The sequence below is a fragment of the Paenibacillus sp. ATY16 genome, assembly GCF_003399985.2.
In the GTDB taxonomy this organism is placed as follows: domain Bacteria; phylum Bacillota; class Bacilli; order Paenibacillales; family Paenibacillaceae; genus Pristimantibacillus; species Pristimantibacillus glycanilyticus.
Map to the genome: position 1 here is coordinate 74,863 of NZ_NMOK02000032.1, position 17,417 is coordinate 92,279.

At 51.6% G+C, this 17,417-nt stretch carries 16 protein-coding genes; 6 read left to right on the plus strand and 10 right to left on the minus strand.

What is annotated here, in order from left to right; all coding sequences use genetic code 11:
- Positions 1-3 precede the first annotated feature (3 nt).
- From kduD to kduI, 3 genes are read right to left on the minus strand one after another with little or no spacing between them, the layout of a single operon-like run.
- A complete protein-coding gene (kduD, locus tag CFI03_RS18300; RefSeq protein ID WP_248758393.1) occupies positions 4-753 on the minus strand; it encodes a 2-dehydro-3-deoxy-D-gluconate 5-dehydrogenase KduD in 750 nt (249 codons plus the stop codon).
- Positions 754-756: 3 nt separating this feature from the next.
- Positions 757-1,524 (minus strand): DeoR/GlpR family DNA-binding transcription regulator, encoded by a 768-nt coding sequence (locus CFI03_RS18305; protein ID WP_248758397.1) that lies wholly within the window; start codon positions 1,522-1,524, stop codon positions 757-759.
- A 1-nt stretch (position 1,525) separates the two neighbouring features.
- Positions 1,526-2,359 (minus strand): 5-dehydro-4-deoxy-D-glucuronate isomerase, encoded by an 834-nt coding sequence (gene kduI, locus CFI03_RS18310; protein WP_127495226.1) that lies wholly within the window; start codon positions 2,357-2,359, stop codon positions 1,526-1,528.
- Between the two features lie 198 nt (positions 2,360-2,557).
- Here kduI and CFI03_RS18315 point away from each other — a divergent pair, with 198 nt between their 5' ends.
- The gene (locus CFI03_RS18315) at positions 2,558-3,139 is read left to right on the plus strand and encodes a GNAT family N-acetyltransferase (protein ID WP_248758398.1); all 582 of its coding nucleotides are present in this window, start codon (positions 2,558-2,560) and stop codon (positions 3,137-3,139) included.
- A 166-nt stretch (positions 3,140-3,305) separates the two neighbouring features.
- On the opposite strand, the gene CFI03_RS18320 is transcribed toward CFI03_RS18315, so the two are convergent.
- The gene (locus tag CFI03_RS18320; protein ID WP_248758401.1) at positions 3,306-4,874 is read right to left on the minus strand and encodes an FMN-binding glutamate synthase family protein; all 1,569 of its coding nucleotides are present in this window, start codon (positions 4,872-4,874) and stop codon (positions 3,306-3,308) included.
- Between the two features lie 369 nt (positions 4,875-5,243).
- Here CFI03_RS18320 and gmd point away from each other — a divergent pair, with 369 nt between their 5' ends.
- A complete protein-coding gene (gene gmd, locus CFI03_RS18325) occupies positions 5,244-6,359 on the plus strand; it encodes a GDP-mannose 4,6-dehydratase (protein WP_248758483.1) in 1,116 nt (371 codons plus the stop codon).
- 133 nt (positions 6,360-6,492) lie between these two features.
- Here the strand turns inward: gmd and CFI03_RS18330 are convergent, their stop codons facing one another.
- A complete protein-coding gene (locus CFI03_RS18330; RefSeq protein WP_248758402.1) occupies positions 6,493-7,611 on the minus strand; it encodes a DegT/DnrJ/EryC1/StrS family aminotransferase in 1,119 nt (372 codons plus the stop codon).
- A 32-nt stretch (positions 7,612-7,643) separates the two neighbouring features.
- Complete coding sequence (locus tag CFI03_RS18335) at positions 7,644-8,291, minus strand: acetyltransferase (RefSeq protein WP_248758405.1); 648 nt, start codon at positions 8,289-8,291, stop codon at positions 7,644-7,646.
- A gap of 188 nt (positions 8,292-8,479) precedes the next feature.
- Here CFI03_RS18335 and CFI03_RS18340 point away from each other — a divergent pair, with 188 nt between their 5' ends.
- The gene (locus tag CFI03_RS18340) at positions 8,480-10,384 is read left to right on the plus strand and encodes a DUF4214 domain-containing protein (RefSeq protein ID WP_248758407.1); all 1,905 of its coding nucleotides are present in this window, start codon (positions 8,480-8,482) and stop codon (positions 10,382-10,384) included.
- 3 nt (positions 10,385-10,387) lie between these two features.
- On the opposite strand, the gene CFI03_RS18345 is transcribed toward CFI03_RS18340, so the two are convergent.
- Genes CFI03_RS18345 through CFI03_RS18355 form a run of 3 tightly spaced genes read right to left on the minus strand, consistent with a single transcriptional unit; the run spans position 10,388 to position 13,374 of the window.
- Positions 10,388-11,560, minus strand: coding sequence for a glycosyltransferase (locus CFI03_RS18345; protein ID WP_248758409.1), 1,173 nt, complete (start codon positions 11,558-11,560; stop codon positions 10,388-10,390).
- Positions 11,561-11,590: 30 nt separating this feature from the next.
- Positions 11,591-12,685 (minus strand): glycosyltransferase family 61 protein, encoded by a 1,095-nt coding sequence (locus CFI03_RS18350; protein WP_248758410.1) that lies wholly within the window; start codon positions 12,683-12,685, stop codon positions 11,591-11,593.
- Positions 12,686-12,690: 5 nt separating this feature from the next.
- Positions 12,691-13,374 carry a class I SAM-dependent methyltransferase gene (locus CFI03_RS18355; protein WP_248758411.1) on the minus strand — a complete coding sequence of 228 codons (684 nt, stop codon included), beginning with the start codon at positions 13,372-13,374 and terminating at the stop codon, positions 12,691-12,693.
- Positions 13,375-13,766: 392 nt separating this feature from the next.
- Between CFI03_RS18355 and CFI03_RS18360 the strand changes: the two genes are divergently transcribed.
- Genes CFI03_RS18360 through CFI03_RS18370 form a run of 3 tightly spaced genes read left to right on the plus strand, consistent with a single transcriptional unit; the run spans position 13,767 to position 16,480 of the window.
- Positions 13,767-14,750: a glycosyltransferase family 2 protein gene (locus tag CFI03_RS18360; RefSeq protein WP_248758412.1), complete on the plus strand. Its 984-nt coding sequence runs from the start codon at positions 13,767-13,769 to the stop codon at positions 14,748-14,750.
- Entirely contained in the window at positions 14,719-15,495 is a 777-nt protein-coding gene (locus CFI03_RS18365) for a glycosyltransferase family 2 protein (RefSeq protein WP_248758414.1), read from the plus strand. The genes CFI03_RS18360 and CFI03_RS18365 overlap by 32 nt, the downstream gene beginning before the upstream one ends.
- Positions 15,464-16,480, plus strand: coding sequence for a GT-D fold domain-containing protein (locus CFI03_RS18370; RefSeq protein WP_248758416.1), 1,017 nt, complete (start codon positions 15,464-15,466; stop codon positions 16,478-16,480). Before CFI03_RS18365 ends, CFI03_RS18370 begins: the two co-directional genes overlap by 32 nt.
- Positions 16,481-16,535: 55 nt before the next feature.
- Here CFI03_RS18370 and CFI03_RS18375 read toward each other — a convergent pair whose 3' ends face one another.
- Positions 16,536-17,114 carry a hypothetical protein gene (locus tag CFI03_RS18375; protein ID WP_127495214.1) on the minus strand — a complete coding sequence of 193 codons (579 nt, stop codon included), beginning with the start codon at positions 17,112-17,114 and terminating at the stop codon, positions 16,536-16,538.
- Positions 17,115-17,417 lie beyond the last annotated feature (303 nt).

The window sequence follows — 17,417 nt, forward strand, 5'->3', positions numbered from 1 at the left end:
CTTTTATCTTGCCATCCATCCGCCGTCTACATTGAGAATATGACCGCTCAAGTAGTCGGATGCCGAAGAAGCGAGGAATACAACCGGACCTTTCAGATCATCCGGCGTACCCCAGCGGCCAGCAGGGATTCGCTCGGTAATCGAGTTCGTGCGGGCTTCATCCTTCAGGATCGGGGCCGTGTTGTTCGTTGTCATATAGCCTGGGGCGATAGCGTTTACTTGCACGCCGCGGCCAGCCCATTCGTTCGCCAGCGCTTTTGTTACGCCGGCAACGGCGTGTTTGCTTGCCGTGTAGCCGGGAACATTGATGCCGCCCTGATAGCTGAGCATGGAAGCGACGTTAATAATTTTGCCGTTGCCGCGTTCCAGCATGTGGCGTCCGGCGAGCTGGCTGAGGAAGAAGACCGAGTTCAGGTTCAGGTCGATGACATCATACCAGTCTTTTGCCGCGTGGTCGGCGGCTGGCGTACGGCGGATAATGCCAGCGTTGTTCACGAGAATATCCACCTTGCCGAAAAAGCCGCGGGCCTCATTAAAAACATCTTCCAAAATATCGGCGTTGCTGAGGTCGGCGGAGATTTCTTCCGCTTGTCCGCCAAGCTGGCGGATTGCGGCAACAGTGGCGTTGCTGTTCGAGGAAGAGATGGCAACGACGGATGCGCCCGCTTCCGCAAGGCCAAGCGCCATCGCTTGGCCAAGACCGCCGGATGTACCGGTTACAACTGCTGTTTTGCCTGTCAGGTCAAATAACATCGATTAATTCATCCTTTCGTAAATCGCAAGATTCGCACCGGCCTGCCGGTATTGCCCAGCCGTGTCCGATGAGATCCCCGAGTCGGTCAGAATCGTGTTTATCTCATGAAAGTCCGCAAAGGTAAACAATGCGCCTTGGCCAAATTTATGGTGATCAACGACCACATACGAGGTTTGCGCCGTATCGAGAAGGGCCCTCTTGAAAGCCGTCAGGTCGCCTGTATAAATCGTGAAGCCAAATTCCGCATGAACGCCCGTAGCGGACAAAAAGGCTTTTTTAATATTGAGCTTCCGGATGTAAGCCTCGGCTTCCGCGCCTGCAAGCATATTGCGGACGCGGTAACCGCCGGGCACGACCAGTTGAATTTCATCCTTGCATGACAGCTCGGCAATGATGTGCACATCGTTGGTCACGACCGTTATAGGCTGATTTCGCAGCCTCTTCGCGATTTCTAGCGTTGTGCTGCCGCCGTCCAGCGCGATAATGTCGCCGGAATCAATAAAAGTAAGCGCCAGCTCCGCAATTTCCGTCTTCTCGGAGGCATGCCGCACTAACGGCTCTTGCTGCGACAAAATGCCAAGCTGGCCCGTTTGGGCAAGGACTGCTCCCCCGTGTATGCGAAGGAGCAGTCCTTTTTCCTCAAGCCTGGCCAGATCCTCGCGAATCGTCTTTCCCGTCACGTTCAGCCGCTCGCTCAAATCCTGAACGGTAACTTCGCGGCTCGCCAGCAGGGCTTCCATAATTAATTCATGTCTGCGAATCGCATTCATGTTATTTCAAATCTTGAGGTGCAACCGCGTCCATATCTTCGAAGATTTGGTTCTCGCCGGCCATACCCCAGATGAACGTATAAGCGCTTGTGCCTACGCCGCTGTGGATCGACCAGCTAGGCGACAGGATCGCTTGCTCGTTGCGCACGACCAGATGGCGCGTTTCTTGCGGCTCGCCCATGAAGTGGAAAACATTGCCGTCTGCTTGCATATCGAAGTACAGGTATACTTCGGAGCGGCGGTTGTGCGTATGGCAAGGCATTGTGTTCCAGTTGCTGCCCGGCTTCAGCATCGTGAGGCCCATAACCAGCTGGCAGCTTTGGATACCGCCAGTGTGGATGTAACGGTAGATCGTACGCTCGTTGTTCGTGTTAAGAGCTCCGAGATGGTTAGGGGAAGCTTCGCTGATCGATGCTTTCACCGTAGGGTAGTTCTTGTGGGCAGGCGTCGAATTCAGGTAGAACTTGGCCGGATTAGCCGAATCCGAGCTTGTGAACACAACCTCTGCAGCGCCAAGGCCGATGTAGAGGCAGTCTTTGTTTTCCATATCGTAAGCGGTTCCGTCAACGGTAACCGTACCGCGGCCGCCTACGTTAATGATACCGATCTCGCGGCGTTCGAGGAAGGTTGCCGCTCCCATGGTTTTGGTGTCGGCTTCGAGCTTAACGGATTGGTTAACCGGTACCGCGCCGCCAATAATAAAGCGGTCAACGTGCGAATAAGTAAGGGTCAGTTGGTCTTGAACGAAAAGAGTCTCGAGCAGGAACTCTTGACGAAGACGAGTTGTATCGAATGCTTTTACCTCTTGCGGATGCGATGCGTAACGGATTTCCATGTTGAAATGACCTCCAATGGTTGAATAAATTTGTTTAAATAAGTTTATTTAAGTTCGTATAAGTTCATTTTAAGGTGGGTCATGTGGAATTGCAACCCTAAATTTGAACGGGAAAGTTTATTTTTAATGAAAGAGGATACTGTGGCGGAGTTGGAAGCTTGCTATAGTGAGGGAAGCAGCGAAATGGGGGAGATAGGTATGAGTCAAATCCGAATTGATTGTCCGGCCGTTTATTTACGGGAGTACGCGATAGATGATCTGGAAAGCTTGCATGCCTTGACCTGGCAGCCTGAAATTTATGAGTTTCTGCCGGGTTGGAACGTGTCCAGGGAGCAGAGGGAAGAATGGTTTGTTCATTATGAACGGGAAGAGAACGCAAGGTTCCTTAAGGCCGTGTCGGGGGGCGGAGAGGTTAGCGACCTGAGATTAAGGCTGGGGATGATAGAAAAATCGAGCGGCGAATTTATTGGCTGGTGTTGTACGGGCATGAAAGAAGAGCTGCCCGTCCCGGAGCGGGAGATCATGTACGCGATTTCGAATCAGCACCGGAATAAAGGCTATACGACGCAAGCCGTGAAAGGGATGGTGGAGTACTTGTTTCAGCATACGAAAATCGACAGTTTAGTCGCGCTGGCCCATATTCGCAATATCGCCTCTATGAGGGTGATTGAGAAGAGCGGATTTATATTTAAGAAGAAGATTAAGCTCGAGGATGAGAGCTATCGGTATTACACCAGAAGTAAATCGAGTCCTGTCGAAGATGAGCGACTTCGTATATAAAGAAACGCCTCATGATACTGTACTATTTCCAACGTAGAGCGCTCTGCTATCTATTGCGTGGGGAGTTTTGCTAAAAAAAGCTGCAAGGGAACAAAAACGAAAAATAGCGTTGCAGGGATGCTCTCTGCAACGCTATTTTTATAAGGATGCGAACCGTTTATCTATGTTATACCGTTTCCGGATACGGATACAAATCAACGACGCGGTCCGTGTGGCCGTTGTCGGTCATAAACACGACATGCTCCCGGCGGAACTCGCGCGGACTGTTCAGACCGCAAGCGGCAGCCAGGGAGAAGAGGCCTTCCCGCATCTGGAGGATATAGTTCATGACGCGCCACTGCTTCTCTTCCGGAGCGAGCGCTTCCTGGTACTTATCGTCTGTTGTTGTGACGCCTGCCGGGCATTTGCCGGTATGGCACTGCAGTGCCATGATACAGCCGTTCGCCATCATAAAGCCGCGGGCCGAATTGACGGCATCCGCGCCGAGCGCTAGAGCAATGGCAACTTTATCCGGAGTAATAAGCTTGCCGGAGGCGAAAATTTTGAACCGGTCCCGGATGCCGAATTTGCGGGCCGTGTCGTCCAGAATGAGCAGGCCGGCGAACAACGGAAGCCCCATGCCGTCTGCCATTGCTTTGAAGGTAGCGCCCGAGCCGCCTTCGGAGCCGTCAACCGTAATAAAATCCGGATAAATATTCATATCGATCATAGCTTGGAAAAACGGCTCGAGACGCTGCGGATCGCCAACGACGATTTTTACGCCAATCGGCTTGCCGCCTTCCCGCTGCAGCGTTTGGATGAATTCCAGCGCCTCCTCGGGTCTTGTCAGAAACTCGAAACGGTTAGGAGAATTGACGGTTTTGCCGACGGGAACAAGGCGAGCGGCAGCAACCTTCTCGTTTACCTTGGAGCCTTCCAGATGTCCGCCGCGGATCTTGGCGCCTTGATGGAATTTCAGCTCAAAGGCTTTAATGTTGGAATGGCTGGCTTTGCGCTTGAAGGCTTCAATCGAGAATTTGCCCGTCTCGTCCCGGAAGCCGTATAAGCCGGGTCCAATCTGGGACACCACATCAACGCCGGTCGATAGATGGACATCGGCTACGCCGCCTTCTCCCGTGTTAATCCAAGAGCCTCCCGCCATATTGGCGCCGCTGCCCGTCGACTGAATGTAGTTCTCGCCAACTGCGCCAAAGGAGGTAGCGGAGGCACCGAACAAACCCTTGAGCTTCCATGGCTGATCTCTGTTTTCGCCTACGATTAGCGCATCGTCGTCATGAAGGAGCCAAGGCCTGACTTGTTCGGAGATAAATTTTTCCTGGCGCGTGAAGACGCCTTCGTCCGTTATGACATACTTTTTGCCCGGCAGCATCGTATCGTTATCGATCTTAAGTTCGCTGGTAAGCTTCGGAAACATGGCGTTGGACAAATAAAAGCCGGGCTTCTCGTAGTCCCGGCGGCCGCCGAAGGAAATCAGGTCCGTCCGGTATTTGGCGGCGTACACGACGCCAACAAAGTCGGCTCTCGAGAACGGTTTGCCCTCCGTATCGTTATCGAACCAGTATTGCCGGAATTCGGGACCAAGCTTTTCAAGCAGGTAGCGGAGCCAGCCAAGGAACGGATGCGAACGGATAATCGAATGTTTGGGTTTCTTCGATAAGGCGTACATGTAGCTGAAGAAGATAATTGGAGGCAGCGCGATAATGGCCACCAAAATAAGCAGAATGGAAAGCAGCATAAATTGTAAACCCTCCTGGCTCGAGAAATAACGTCATAACGTTCATTATATCACAGCCGAAAAGGGGATGCTTTCCAGGGACATACAACCCGTACGAAAATTAACCGCCGTACAATCTCAGCGAATGTCCCGCCCGCATATAATGAAGCGTATACGATGCTAAAGGGGACGATGCTATGAACAGGCGGACAGCTTTGCTAATATCCCTCATTTTGTATGTGGTTCTCGCAATAGTATTGATCTTAAGCGCAGTATTTCATTTTGGCTGAAAATAGTTCTTTGTCCGATGCCGAGGCAGTTTGTCCTGTCATACCATATGGAAGATAGCAGGAGACCGACCTGCTCAATATGACGATGACGGAGGGAACCATGAATAAGGTCGCCTTCATTACAGGGATTACCGGGCAGGACGGGATGTATCTGGCTGAGCTTCTGCTTGCCAAAGGATACGTCGTGCATGGACTTAGGCGCAGGAGCTCGCTTGCCAATACCGGGCGGATCGACCGCCTCGCGGACGAAGCGAATAAAATTGGGAAGAAGCTGGTGCTTCATTACGGAGATTTAACGGATTCAACGAACTTGGTTCGCTTGGTCCAGCAGATTCAGCCGGACGAGATTTATAATTTGGCCGCAATGAGCCATGTTCATGTCAGCTTTGATTCGCCGGAGTATACGGCTAACGCGGACGGCATCGGAACTTTGCGGCTGCTTGAAGCGGTCCGGATTCTGGGGATGACGGAGAAGACCAGGATCTATCAGGCTTCCACCTCCGAGCTTTACGGATTGGTGCAGGCGGTGCCCCAAAGCGAAACGACGCCGTTTTACCCAAGAAGTCCTTACGCGGTAGCGAAGCTGTACGGCTATTGGATTACGGTGAACTACCGGGAAGCGTACAATATGTATGCCTGCAACGGGATTTTGTTCAACCATGAAAGCCCCGTTCGCGGAGAAACCTTCGTAACCCGGAAAATAACCCGTGCGGTAGCGAGGATCGCTTACGGGCTGCAGGACGTGCTGGCTCTCGGCAACCTGTCGGCTAAACGCGATTGGGGCCATGCGCGCGACTATGTCGATGCAATGTACCGGATTCTTCAGCAGGATACGGCTGAGGATTACGTCATTGCCACGGGCGAAACGACGGAGGTCAGAGAGTTTGTCCGCCTTGCTTTTGCGGAAGCGGGCATCGAGGTTGCCTTCGACGGAGAAGGGGCGGAGGAATACGGCTACGTGGTATCCTGCAGCAATCCGGAATACCAGATTCCGCAAGGCACGACCGTAGTCAAAGTAGATCCCCGGTTCTACCGGCCGTCCGAGGTAGAGCTTCTGATCGGGGATTCGACTAAAGCGCGGACCAAGCTGAACTGGCAGCCGGTAAGCAGTCTGAAGGATCTGGTCGGCGAGATGGTCGCTGGCGATCTGGAGGAAGCGCGAAGGGTTGTCGATCTGCGCAAGCTCGGTTACGGCATAAGCCTGGATATGGAATAAGCAATTACGGAAAAGGCTGTCTCGCATAGAGGCAGCTTTTTCGTTGTTCCTTTCGGCCTCATTCCTACCATAACAAAGCCCATCTACAATCCCCGGGGATAAGCAGATGGGCTTTCTTCATTCTATATACGCGTTACACGCCGCGAACACGCGCTTTGATCCGGTCGCAAATATGCTGAATATCCTGCTCGGTTAATCCGCCGTAAGTAGGGACGTTAAAGCCTTGCGCGGTAATGCGGTTTGCAACAGGGAATTGTCCATGCGGCTGCAAGCCTTGATAAGGCGGAAGTACATGCATCGGGTAAAAGAAAGGCCGCGTCTCGATGCCGTCATCCTTGAGCTGCGCCATAATTTCATTTCTTCGGGCCTCATCTGCATCGTTAAGAACTACGCTGAACATCCAATATACGTTTTTCGCCCAGGTCATTTCGACGGGCAGCGTAAGGGAAGGCTCATCTTTGAGATTCTCGTAGTAAAGACCGGCGACTCTCTTCCTCTCGCCGATATGCCAATCCACATTCTCGAGCTGGGCACAGCCGACGGCAGCCTGCAGATTGGTCAAGCGGTAATTGTAACCGACTATCGGGAACCAGTATTTGCGCACCGGATCGATGCCTTGGCCGCGGAGCGTACGCATCTTGTTCGCCAGCTGTTCATCGTCGGTCGTAATCATGCCGCCCTCGCCGGTTGTAATGATTTTGTTGCCGAAGAGGCTAAAGGTTGCGATATCGCCAAGCGACCCGGTTCGTTTCCCTTTATACTCCGCGCCTAGCGCTTCCGCGGCATCCTCGAGTACAAATAAACCATGCTTTTTGGCAATGCTGCTGACGGCGTCCATATCGGCCGGGTGGCCGTAGAGATGCACCGGAATAATGCCTTTGGTGCGAGGGGTGATCAGGCTTTCGATCTTCTCGGAATCCAGGTTCCATGTCTCGGGCTCGCAATCGACGAAGACGGGCGTTGCCCCGCAGTATACAACCGCGTTTGCGGTAGCGATAAAGGTGACGGTCGGAACGATGACCTCATCGCCCGGTCCAACGCCAAAAGCCAGCAGCGCCAGGTGTAGGGCGGTAGTGCCGTTACTGCAGGAAATCGCATATTTGGTGCCGCAATACGCGGCGAAATTAGTCTCGAAATCGTTAATATATTTTCCGGCAGAAGAGATCCAGGTTGAGTCGATGCAATCCATGACATATTTCTTTTCGTTTCCGTTAAATACGGGTACGGCAACCGGATAAAATTTGTTGTCCATCAATTATGCCTCCCTCCGAGTTACCTTCATTCTTAAGCTAAAGTCCGTTTGACAACGGCAGGTACGCCAACAGCCAGCGAATGCGAAGGAATTGGCCGGATGACGGCCGCTCCGGCTCCAATCATGCAGCCCTCGCCGATTTGCATGCCGTCGATGACCGAAGTACCGGTACCGAGGAAAGATTCGTCGCCAACCGTGACGTTGCCGGACAAATGGCAGCCCGGCGCAATATGGCAGGCCATGCCGATGTTCCCGTCGTGGTCAACGGTAGCTCCGGTATTAATGATGCTATATGAGCCGATTCGGGTGTCCGGCTGAATGACGCATCCCGGCATTACCGCTACTCCCGCGCCGAGAGTAACGCCGGAAGCCAAATAAGCGCGCGGACTGATGGCATTTACCAGCTCGAATCCGAGACTTTCCGTATACTTCGCAAGGGCATGCCGCCTTGCGTTGTTGCCGATGGCCACAAAGGCATGGCGGATTCCTTGCTTATGCAATCCCGGCAGCAGCTCGTCACCGCCAAGCACGGTTAGACCAAGAATGGTTGCCGATGGATCCGGGCCGATGCAGCCGATCAGCTCGACATGCGGATCGTGCCGCAAAATATCCGCGATCACTTTGGCGTGACCGCCGGCGCCAATAATTACGGTTTTATTAGGCAAGGCATGATGAAACAAAACGATCGACTCCTTTACGCATATCCCATCATATTCAAGCGGCCATAAAATGCTTCAATTCCGGCTAGACAGGCGTCTATTTCGGCAAATATGGTCGAAATCCCCAGAGGGCTAGGGCGTGAGCCGTTTCTTTTTCGGGCCGTGACAATACTCTATCTACAGACGAATAGTGATGGGAGGCCAGACCAATGAAGCGAAAAAAGAAACGCAGGTCGGTCAGACGCAGCTTGCGCAGCCGAACAGCACGAAGCAAACGGCGGAAAAACGGAAAGCCGAAGAGACTTTCGAGAAGAAAAGGCAGGAAACGTCTGCGCGGCAAAAAAACGGGCAGAAGAAAGAAGAAAGCCGTACCGCATGCAGCCGTTCCCGACGGAGCTTCCATATCGGCGGAGGATGCAGCCCGATTAAGGTCCAATAATGCGAGAGTGCGGGCAAGTCTGGTGGAGGGAAGCCGGATCATCGATTACCTTCATTTTGTATTCAAGCTGGATAATGAGGACTTTGTTTGGGAGATCTACCGCCAATTTCTGCAGCGAGAGCCGGATGCGGCCGGATTCTACGAATTTAAAGGCAGGCTGGAAGCCGGCGCGATGACACGAGCCGCAGTGGCGGCGTCTATCATGCAAAGCGGCGAAGCCGAGCAGGTATTTACGAGAAAACCGTCCGGGGACCACAACACCTCGGCCTTTAATTTGCAAGGCTTATTCCCAGCCCATACCTTGGACTTTATCCATGGAATCTATGCCGAGCTATTAGGCCGCGAGCCGGAAGACGCACATGTCGCAAACGAAGTTATGGCCATCCACCAAGGAGTTTCCAGGCAAGGCTTGCTGGCAAGGCTGCTCATGTCGGAAGAAGCGCAGAATCTGCTGCGTGCCGTAAATCCGCCTGCCCCTAAAGTGAAAGCCGCGTTAAACGCCAGAGCCGCGGCAAACCAGAATATCGGTCTGTTCCTATGCTTCGGCGCCCAAATCGCAATGGACGGCGAAGGGATCGGACGATTCTTCGTCCGCCTTACCGAAGGTCTATTAGGGCTGCCAAACGGATTTAATCTTCATATCGCAACAACGGAAGCCAATGTGAATGAGACGGAAACCATCTTTGCTCCCCTCAAGTCCTTGTATCCAAGCCGTTTGCACTTTTACCACTCCGACAGCATGGCGACAATCAACCGGATCGTGCCTGCGGATGTCTGGATCGTCCCTTACGTTGGCATGGGGCTGGCCCAATACCTGCACCGACCGTATATCGTTTGTCTGCATGATTTGGTTTATCTGCATTTCCCGGATCTGTATTCGAAGGATATCGATCATTTTCAATACATTCATTCTTTGGCGGAAAAAATTACGAGGAATGCCGCGATTGTCGTATTTGATTCCGATTATATCCGCAATCATGAAGGGCTGACGTATTTGAATCTTCCGGTTCATCAGACGGAAGTGGTCCGATTCGCTGCGCCTCATGAGGAATACTCATCCTTTGGCATCAAGACCGAGATAGAATTCCGCGTCAAATACAATCTGTTTGGTCCTTACCTGACCTTCCCGTCCGTCATCCGCCTGCACAAAAACCACGAGCGGCTTATTGATGCGTTCCACCGATTCCGGCTTACCGATCTGGGAAGGGCATCCGCATTAAAGCTCGTATTTACGGATGATCTCAATAACCGTCCGAGACAGCAGGAAATTACGGAAGCGCTGAACGCGATTGCGGATCCTGTTATTCGGTCATCGGTCATCTTTATGGGCCGTATCCCGTCAGCCGATTTGCCGTCGCTTTACAAATATGCGGAAGGGGTCGTTGTGCCAACCTTGTTCGAAGGCAGCTGTCCATTCCCTATCGTCGAGTCGTTGCTGATGGATACCCCGGTTGCCTTCGGCCGGCTGTCGATTGTCCAGGAGGTTATTCCGGATATGAGCAGCTTTGCGACATTTGATCCTTACAATCCTGATGAAATGGCGGAGTCCATCGGCAAGCTGTATGTGCAAGGGAAGTCGGTTGTTCCCGCGCAGAAGGAAGCGGCAAGCGGCCTTCTGCACAGGAGCTGGGCGAATGTGGCTTTGGATTATGCGGCAATCATTGGCCGGATCTGATTATTAATAGAGAATCTTGCCGTAATAACGCCAGAAGGTAATCCGGAACACTTCAATATATTGCTTGGCAATATCGTCCCAGGTTTGCGTGGCGTCATGGACGCCTTGCAAAGCCGATAATTTATAAGTTTCATAGTCGTCAAACAAATCATCCAGCGCTTTGGCGATGGAATCCGGGTTATGCGGGTCAAACCAGGCAATCTTGGCGCTATGTCTGGACAGATGCTCCCGCATAACCGGTATATCCGAACATAACACCGGAGTGCCAAGCCGCAAGGCTTCTTCAACCGGATAGCTGCCGCCGCCTTCCGACAGACTTGGCATAATAAGTGCTTTAGCGTTTTTGATCAAGGCGGGAATATCATGGTCGCCTACAAATCCAAGCGGGTAGACTTGCCGGTCGAGCAGAAGACCGGTCCTCTTCATGGTGGATACAAGCGTTGGAATCCAGTTCACTTCGGACGTGCTGTCCGGGAACGGAATGCGTAATTTATCGGTCAAATACCCGGTTAAGACTAACGGGTATTTTCTTTTGTACCGCGATTTGGCAAAGCCCATAAGCAGATTGTTATGGTTTTTGTGCGGAGAAGTATTGGATGGATAAATAATATAGTCGGACGGAATTCGGGCGCCTAGCTCCGGTGACACCTTGCGGTTATAGACATTTGCGATTGGAGTAATCGCATGCGGAATGACAAATGCCTGCTCCGAACGGTTGCCGAAATGGGCGACAAGTCTGTTCTTGACATGTTGGGAGGATACGACTACCGAAGACGTGTGATCGATCCATTTTTTGGATAATCTCCAATGAAAGGACAACTCGTCGCCTTTCATGAACGGCGGCACGAAATCAAAGATGGTGGTGTCATGGAAGGTGCAGACCGTAGGACGGTCAATGGCTTGAAACTGCTCGGTATGCGGCCAGAAGAAATAAACCACGTTCATATTCGCTAGCAGGTGGCTGCATTGGGGATGGTTGATCGGATAATCGTTAAAGCAGATTTCAATATTCCCCGTTTTTTGAAGCTCCGCGTAATTTCGCAGCTGCGAATTTGGTGCGACGACTAGTCTGACCCGCTCTACTCCCGGCTGGCGGGCAATGGCAGCAGTCAGATTAAACAAGAGGCGCATCCCTCCGCCGATCGAGAACTGATTAGACCATATCAGGATATTCATGCTTTATCCTCCTGTAATTTAAGAAATCGTTCAAGCATTCACAATACCGTTAAGCCGCAAGTAAATATCCAGCTTTCCGATATCGACAATGATGTTGTCCGCACCTACATGCGCCTGGGATTCAACCCTGCATAACAGCTCGTAATAATCAAGCCCGGCATGACAGCATAGCTTCCAGAAATAATTGTCGACAAAGGATACGGGGGCCAGTTCAATCAGCGATGCCCCGGGGTCGCAAAAGGCAACGTTAATGCTGCCGCTGCCGAAAGGCGCCACAATGACTTTGGCCGAAGCAAAAACTTCGATTTTTTCCTCCGTCGTCATCGGCGTAAGCACAATCTTCTTAAACCCCTTTGTCTGCAGGTAACGAAGCACCTCGTCTTCGTTGACCACGTGTCGGGCCTCCGCGTCCTCACGCGTGATATAAATCCGCTCGTAGCCTTTGCGTTTGCGGATTTTACGCTTGTTCTTCATTTGATCCGCGATATAATGCGAAGCCCAAGGCGGACATTTTCCGATCATGAGCGGTACGGCGGGCACAACCAAAGTCTTAGCCTTCAGATGGAAGTCCGTTTGATCGACCTGAATAATTTTGTTAAAGGGAATGCCAAGCAGCTTTAATGACTCGTATTGAAAAGGGAAGGTCAGTTTGGGCAATACGTATTTATCAATCGTTATCCCGCTCTTCTCCAGCAGATGAATGCGGGGCAAAATGTCAAAGAACCAGTGTCCGAATACCGTGTGCGTGCCGCGGCTCTTTGGTTTTGGGAAGTTCCAGCCCCAGAACAAGGAGGCGACGGTTCCGGCATAATAGTCAGGCTCTTCGAGAACCATTTTTTCATAGCCGGTATCGTACAGCTCCAGATCGCCAAGCCGCTTGTTATCCGGCGTAATCACGTACATGTGGCTTGTCATAAGCCTTCCATCTGGAATGCTGACAACAAAAGCTTCTTCATAGTGGCAGGTTGAGATCCAGCGGTGCGGATCAATGCTTCTTGGGGAAGGCAACCGTACCGTTTCGGCTGGATAAATCACTTTATATCGTTCTTTGGCTTCGCTTGCGGAAAGGGTTTTCACCCAATCCTTCGCTTTCTTGTAGGTGTCTTTCGGAATGGTGTATTTCATGGTCTCTACCCTCTGGCATAACGGAGGATGAGCTTCTGCTGCTGGGCAAGAACATCCTGAAATTTGTCCGGCACGCCTTTCGGAAAGAGCACACCAAGGCCGTTGGAATGTTGGAACTGCATGTGGGGATGAATGGCGCTAAGCTGATCCCACAAAATATGAACGCCGAAATGCATGATTTTGACTGCTGTGTCATGAAAGAGGACGATACCGTTTGGCGCCAGCTTCGGCAGCCAGCTCGCATAATCATGGAGCACCGAATGATAAGCATGATAGCCGTCGATATGAAGGATGTCGATCGTTTTATCAGAAAACTTAGCAAGCGCTTCGTCAAAAGTGGATCGCACAAGACTGCCGACATTCGGAAACTCCCTGTTTTTGACCGATTGAACCGCTTGATAAATGCCATCGTTGATTTGCCCGTACATCCCTGTATGAGGATCGCCCTGCCAAGTGTCCACGGCATAGCAGGCGGTATCGAGAGCGGCATCCTTAATGGCCTGGCAGAAGCTGAAAAACGAAGTTCCGTATAAGGTGCCAAGCTCAACGATTACTTTCGGTTTGGCGAAACGAACAAGATCGTATGCAAAGCGGCGGTGTCCGGACCAAGCTCCTTCCGTCATCATTCCCGCCGGTATTTCCGGTGCATGGTCGGCTGCGTATTCTGGCCTATAAAACTTCCAATCCATAAGTCAACTCCCCAACTATCGTTATAGAAGCACAAGAATTGAAATATTTTATGTTCGTTTGCTATAAGAGGTCAGGGACAAACGTGCAGGCGATATACACATTTATGAAGCGCGGTGCCGTACATAAGCCGTTACGATTCTATTGTCCGCACATACAATGTCAGAGGCAGACGCTAGGAGGATTCTATTGGCATGCACATAGAAAGACATACTGAGAATAACGAGGTGTGAATATGAGAAGCCTCGCCAGGAAAAGAAAAACAGCGTATTCTACCAAACCGTTGACATCCCGGCCGAGACGGCGCCCGAATCCGGCCGGTGCAAGGAAATCCAGGCCCCAGAAGACCAAGCGGGGGCTTGCGGATAGGGGGACCAGCAAGCAATTAACCATATTGGCTTGGAGACTCGGCAGAAGTGCTGCTCAAACGGCACTAATGGAGGAGGGGGCAGACCTTCAACAACATGTGCAGGGGCTGTGGCTCAAGGAAAGCGGATTAATTCGAAAAGCAACTGCCGCCGGCAAGTACATTCCGGTAATGAAAGCATTCGTTGAAGGGTATTTTTCTACTCGTTCATTTGACGAGACTCGCAATTGGGTACTGCTTCCGACCCATAAGAAAGTGGCAGCCGTTGTTATGGCCATGAATGAGGAGTTGTCCATTCAGTCAACCATTCAGGAGCTGGAGCGAATGCCCCTCCATGAGATCGTTGTCGTTGTGAACGGCTCGACGGACTCGAGCTTTATGATGGCAAGAACGAGCAGCAGAGCGATCATTCTCCACTATAACGAAGCCTTGGGTCACGATGTGGGAAGAGCAATCGGAGCGAAAATTACAACCTCCGACATCGTGATTTTTCTTGACGCCGATATCCCGGTAGCCGCTGAACAGCTATTAAGCTTTGCAAGGGCGACTGATCGTGACATGGACGTCGCTTTGAACGATCTTTCCCGTTATGTAGGCATGTTCTCCGATTGGGACGAAGTTTCAATTATGAAATATTTTCTGAACCGTTCCAATCGCCGGGATGATTTGAATGTGAATTCCATGACGGCCGTTCCGCATGCCTTAAGCCGAAAAGCGATTGACGTGATCGGTTTCGCCAACCTAGCGATTCCTCCGAAAGCGCAGGCCATTGCTTTGCAAAGGGGCTTGCGAATCGGGATCGGCGGCAGCATCAATGTATTTAAAAGAAACAGGCACCGGAAGGATAATGTCGGCGCGAGCAATCCGATCTCTAAGCTGATTATGGGCGATCATTTGGAAGCGCTGGGTTGGGCGATGCGGGAGGAAAGCCCGCGCTTGAAATATACCGATCATTTGCGCAAAAGGGAGCGTGCGAAAGATGTTAACAAGCATCATCATTCCGACCTATAACGCGCTCTCCCATTTGCGGGAGGCCATCGGAACGATCCGCAAGCATACCAAAGAACCGTATGAGCTTATTGTTATTGACAACGGCTCAACCGACGGTACGCTGGATTATTTGAAGCAGCAGCGGATCATTGCCATTTCCTTGCCGGTGAACACGGGGTTTCCGGCGGCCTGCAACTGGGGTATGAGATTGGCCAGAGGCGACCGGCTGCTTCTGCTTAATAATGATGTTCTGGTCACGTCCGAATGGCTGGGCAGGATGCACAGCGTGTTGGATTCGGATCCTGCCATCGGGCTGGTTGGGCCGATGACAAACTATGCGAGCGGCAGGCAGCAAATCGCAATGACCGGCCGTTATGACGAATTCGCCGAGCGTCTGAAAATCGATGAGAACGGGCAATGCGAGTTCGTGAACCGGATCATCGGTTTTTGCATGTTGTTCTCCCGCAGCCTGATGCAGACAATAGGTCAACTCGATGAACGGTTCTCGCCCGGTCATTACGAGGATGACGATTACTGTTACCGGGCTTATCGCGCTGGGTACCGCGTTGCCGTCGCAAAGGATGCTTTTGTCTATCATCATGGAAGTGCTTCCTTCGGCCGTTATGACGGAGAAGCTCTTGAGGAGCTGGTTGAGCGAAACCGGCGGCTGTTTATGAATAAATGGGGAATAGACCCTCTTGAATTACACGATGAGAACGGCAAGGGGGAACGTCATGCGAATTCGGACGCCTCGCAAAAAAGGTAAGCCGCGGAAACGGAAGAAGCAAATCGGCAGGAAACGACGTTTAACCCATGCTTCGCCCAAAATCATCATGAACCCGGCAGAGCTAGGAGAAGCAGTGCCGGAAGCGGCTCATGAAGCGGAAACGGAAGGAACCAGGGCGGAGACTGGGAAGCTTGCCGGTTTTATGGAGGGCTACGCAAAAGGATATCAAGAGGGAAAATATGCAGGCGGGGAAGAAATTATAGATCAACTATTGCCGCCGAATATCATTTTTCCGGACCTGTCTCTCCAGCAAATCATAGCAACGGGAGTAAGCATGCATATGGAGCAAGCCATTCCTCTTATGCTTCCGGAACAGGTCAGAGATGCGATTCTTCATGCCATGGAGGAGAAGCGGCCGTTATCGGTTGTAAGGCTCGGAGACGGAGAGCTGCTTACCATGGCTCAAGAAATCGTTATGCCGGTTGATCAAGTAAGGCGGGAAGGCAAATTTTTGGAATATGCGGGAGTGAAGGTGCCGGATCTGGATATTCGCAACCGCTTGGTCGAAGCGGTTAACGGGGCCGATATTGTTGGCATACCGAGAACCAGAATGCCGAATTATCAGCTGCTTGTATCGCCGGTTTTTCAAGCCTTTGGCTTATCGCTCCGGGAGAAGCAATGGACGGATTCTCTTATTAATTACAGCTTATGCACGGCGGGCTGCCTTCTCCCGATTCTGCAGAACAGGCGTATTCTCCTTATAGGCAATATGGCCGAACAGCTATCCGCCGTTCTTGCCCATCGCGGCTTATTCGTTGCAGGCGTCGTAACGCCGGTTAACGGTGCCCGGGATGCCGCCAGAGTAGTGGCATTGGCTAAACAGTACGATTTTGACATTGCACTGGTCTCCGCGGGAATCGCTGCCGTATTGATTACCGAAGAGCTTGCCCGCTTAACCGGCAAGGTAGCGATCGATTTCGGCCATCTAGCCAATGCGCTCATCAAGGGAGAAGCGCCACTCTAAGCGCATATGTAGAGGAACAGCCTTTTCGTGAAGGGAAAAGGCTGTTTGGGTTTGGTTAGACGCCGACCGAAGCTGTAAGCGAGGAGTATTGAACCGAAGCAGTAGCACCTGTGATTGCTACAGAGATCGAGTTAACGGCTACTTCGAGCGTATATTCGTGTGCGCCGACAGTGAGCGTGTCGTAGAAAGTGATTGGAATCACTACTTCAAGATCCAGTACTGCAGCAAGTGCTATCGTTGCGAAAGTTGTGCTTGTAACCGAAGCTACTACAACGCCGTCGCGGAGCAGATCCACGGTAATCGTTGGGTTCAGCAATACGCCAAGGATTGTACCGGAAATCGCTACGTCAACAACCCCGTCGATTTTTACTTTATTGGCTGCAGCCGAAGTAACCGTAACGGGAACGGCAAGAATTTCAACAGGTGGAATAACTGTTCCGATGATTCCGATTGCGCCAAGCGGGAAGACCCCTCCGTTAGCACCGTAAACCGCAGCACCTGGACCAGCAGGGCCAGTAAGACCCGTAGGGCCAGTAGGACCTGTAGGACCTGTAGGACCCGTAGGGCCAGTAGGGCCTGTAGGGCCAGTAGCTCCAGTCAGACCGGTCAGACCTGTCAAACCTGTTTCTCCCATATCTAATCCTCTCCTTTCAATTGATATACCGTATCATATGTTGCGAGATTCATAGAGAAGACGGTATTTGCCGTGAACGATTGTCTATTTTTAATAGATTAAGTCAAAGTATGGACGTTTATGCTTGAAAGCGATAGTTGGGCGGAGTCATCTGCCTGATTTCCGTCCCTTTTGGCTATTCGTCCATTAGGATTACTCTATTAAAGCATAAGTTGAAGATATGTAATTTATCAATCCGGCACCGGTTAAGGAAGGAGCTCCGGCTTGACTAGAAGAGAGGTTTTAATAGTAGAAGGGTTACCG

Coding starts and splice junctions, on each gene's coding strand:
- CFI03_RS18375 (WP_127495214.1), bottom strand. CDS start 17,114: ATGGGAGAAACAGGTTTGACAGGTCTGACCGGTCTGACTGGAGCTACT.
- CFI03_RS18355 (WP_248758411.1), bottom strand. CDS start 13,374: ATGGATTGGAAGTTTTATAGGCCAGAATACGCAGCCGACCATGCACCG.
- CFI03_RS18305 (WP_248758397.1), bottom strand. CDS start 1,524: ATGAATGCGATTCGCAGACATGAATTAATTATGGAAGCCCTGCTGGCG.
- CFI03_RS18330 (WP_248758402.1), bottom strand. CDS start 7,611: ATGGACAACAAATTTTATCCGGTTGCCGTACCCGTATTTAACGGAAAC.
- CFI03_RS18365 (WP_248758414.1), top strand. CDS start 14,719: ATGTTAACAAGCATCATCATTCCGACCTATAACGCGCTCTCCCATTTG.
- CFI03_RS18315 (WP_248758398.1), top strand. CDS start 2,558: ATGAGTCAAATCCGAATTGATTGTCCGGCCGTTTATTTACGGGAGTAC.
- CFI03_RS18320 (WP_248758401.1), bottom strand. CDS start 4,874: ATGCTGCTTTCCATTCTGCTTATTTTGGTGGCCATTATCGCGCTGCCT.
- CFI03_RS18340 (WP_248758407.1), top strand. CDS start 8,480: ATGAAGCGAAAAAAGAAACGCAGGTCGGTCAGACGCAGCTTGCGCAGC.
- kduI (WP_127495226.1), bottom strand. CDS start 2,359: ATGGAAATCCGTTACGCATCGCATCCGCAAGAGGTAAAAGCATTCGAT.
- CFI03_RS18370 (WP_248758416.1), top strand. CDS start 15,464: ATGCGAATTCGGACGCCTCGCAAAAAAGGTAAGCCGCGGAAACGGAAG.
- kduD (WP_248758393.1), bottom strand. CDS start 753: ATGTTATTTGACCTGACAGGCAAAACAGCAGTTGTAACCGGTACATCC.
- CFI03_RS18345 (WP_248758409.1), bottom strand. CDS start 11,560: ATGAATATCCTGATATGGTCTAATCAGTTCTCGATCGGCGGAGGGATG.
- gmd (WP_248758483.1), top strand. CDS start 5,244: ATGAATAAGGTCGCCTTCATTACAGGGATTACCGGGCAGGACGGGATG.
- CFI03_RS18350 (WP_248758410.1), bottom strand. CDS start 12,685: ATGAAATACACCATTCCGAAAGACACCTACAAGAAAGCGAAGGATTGG.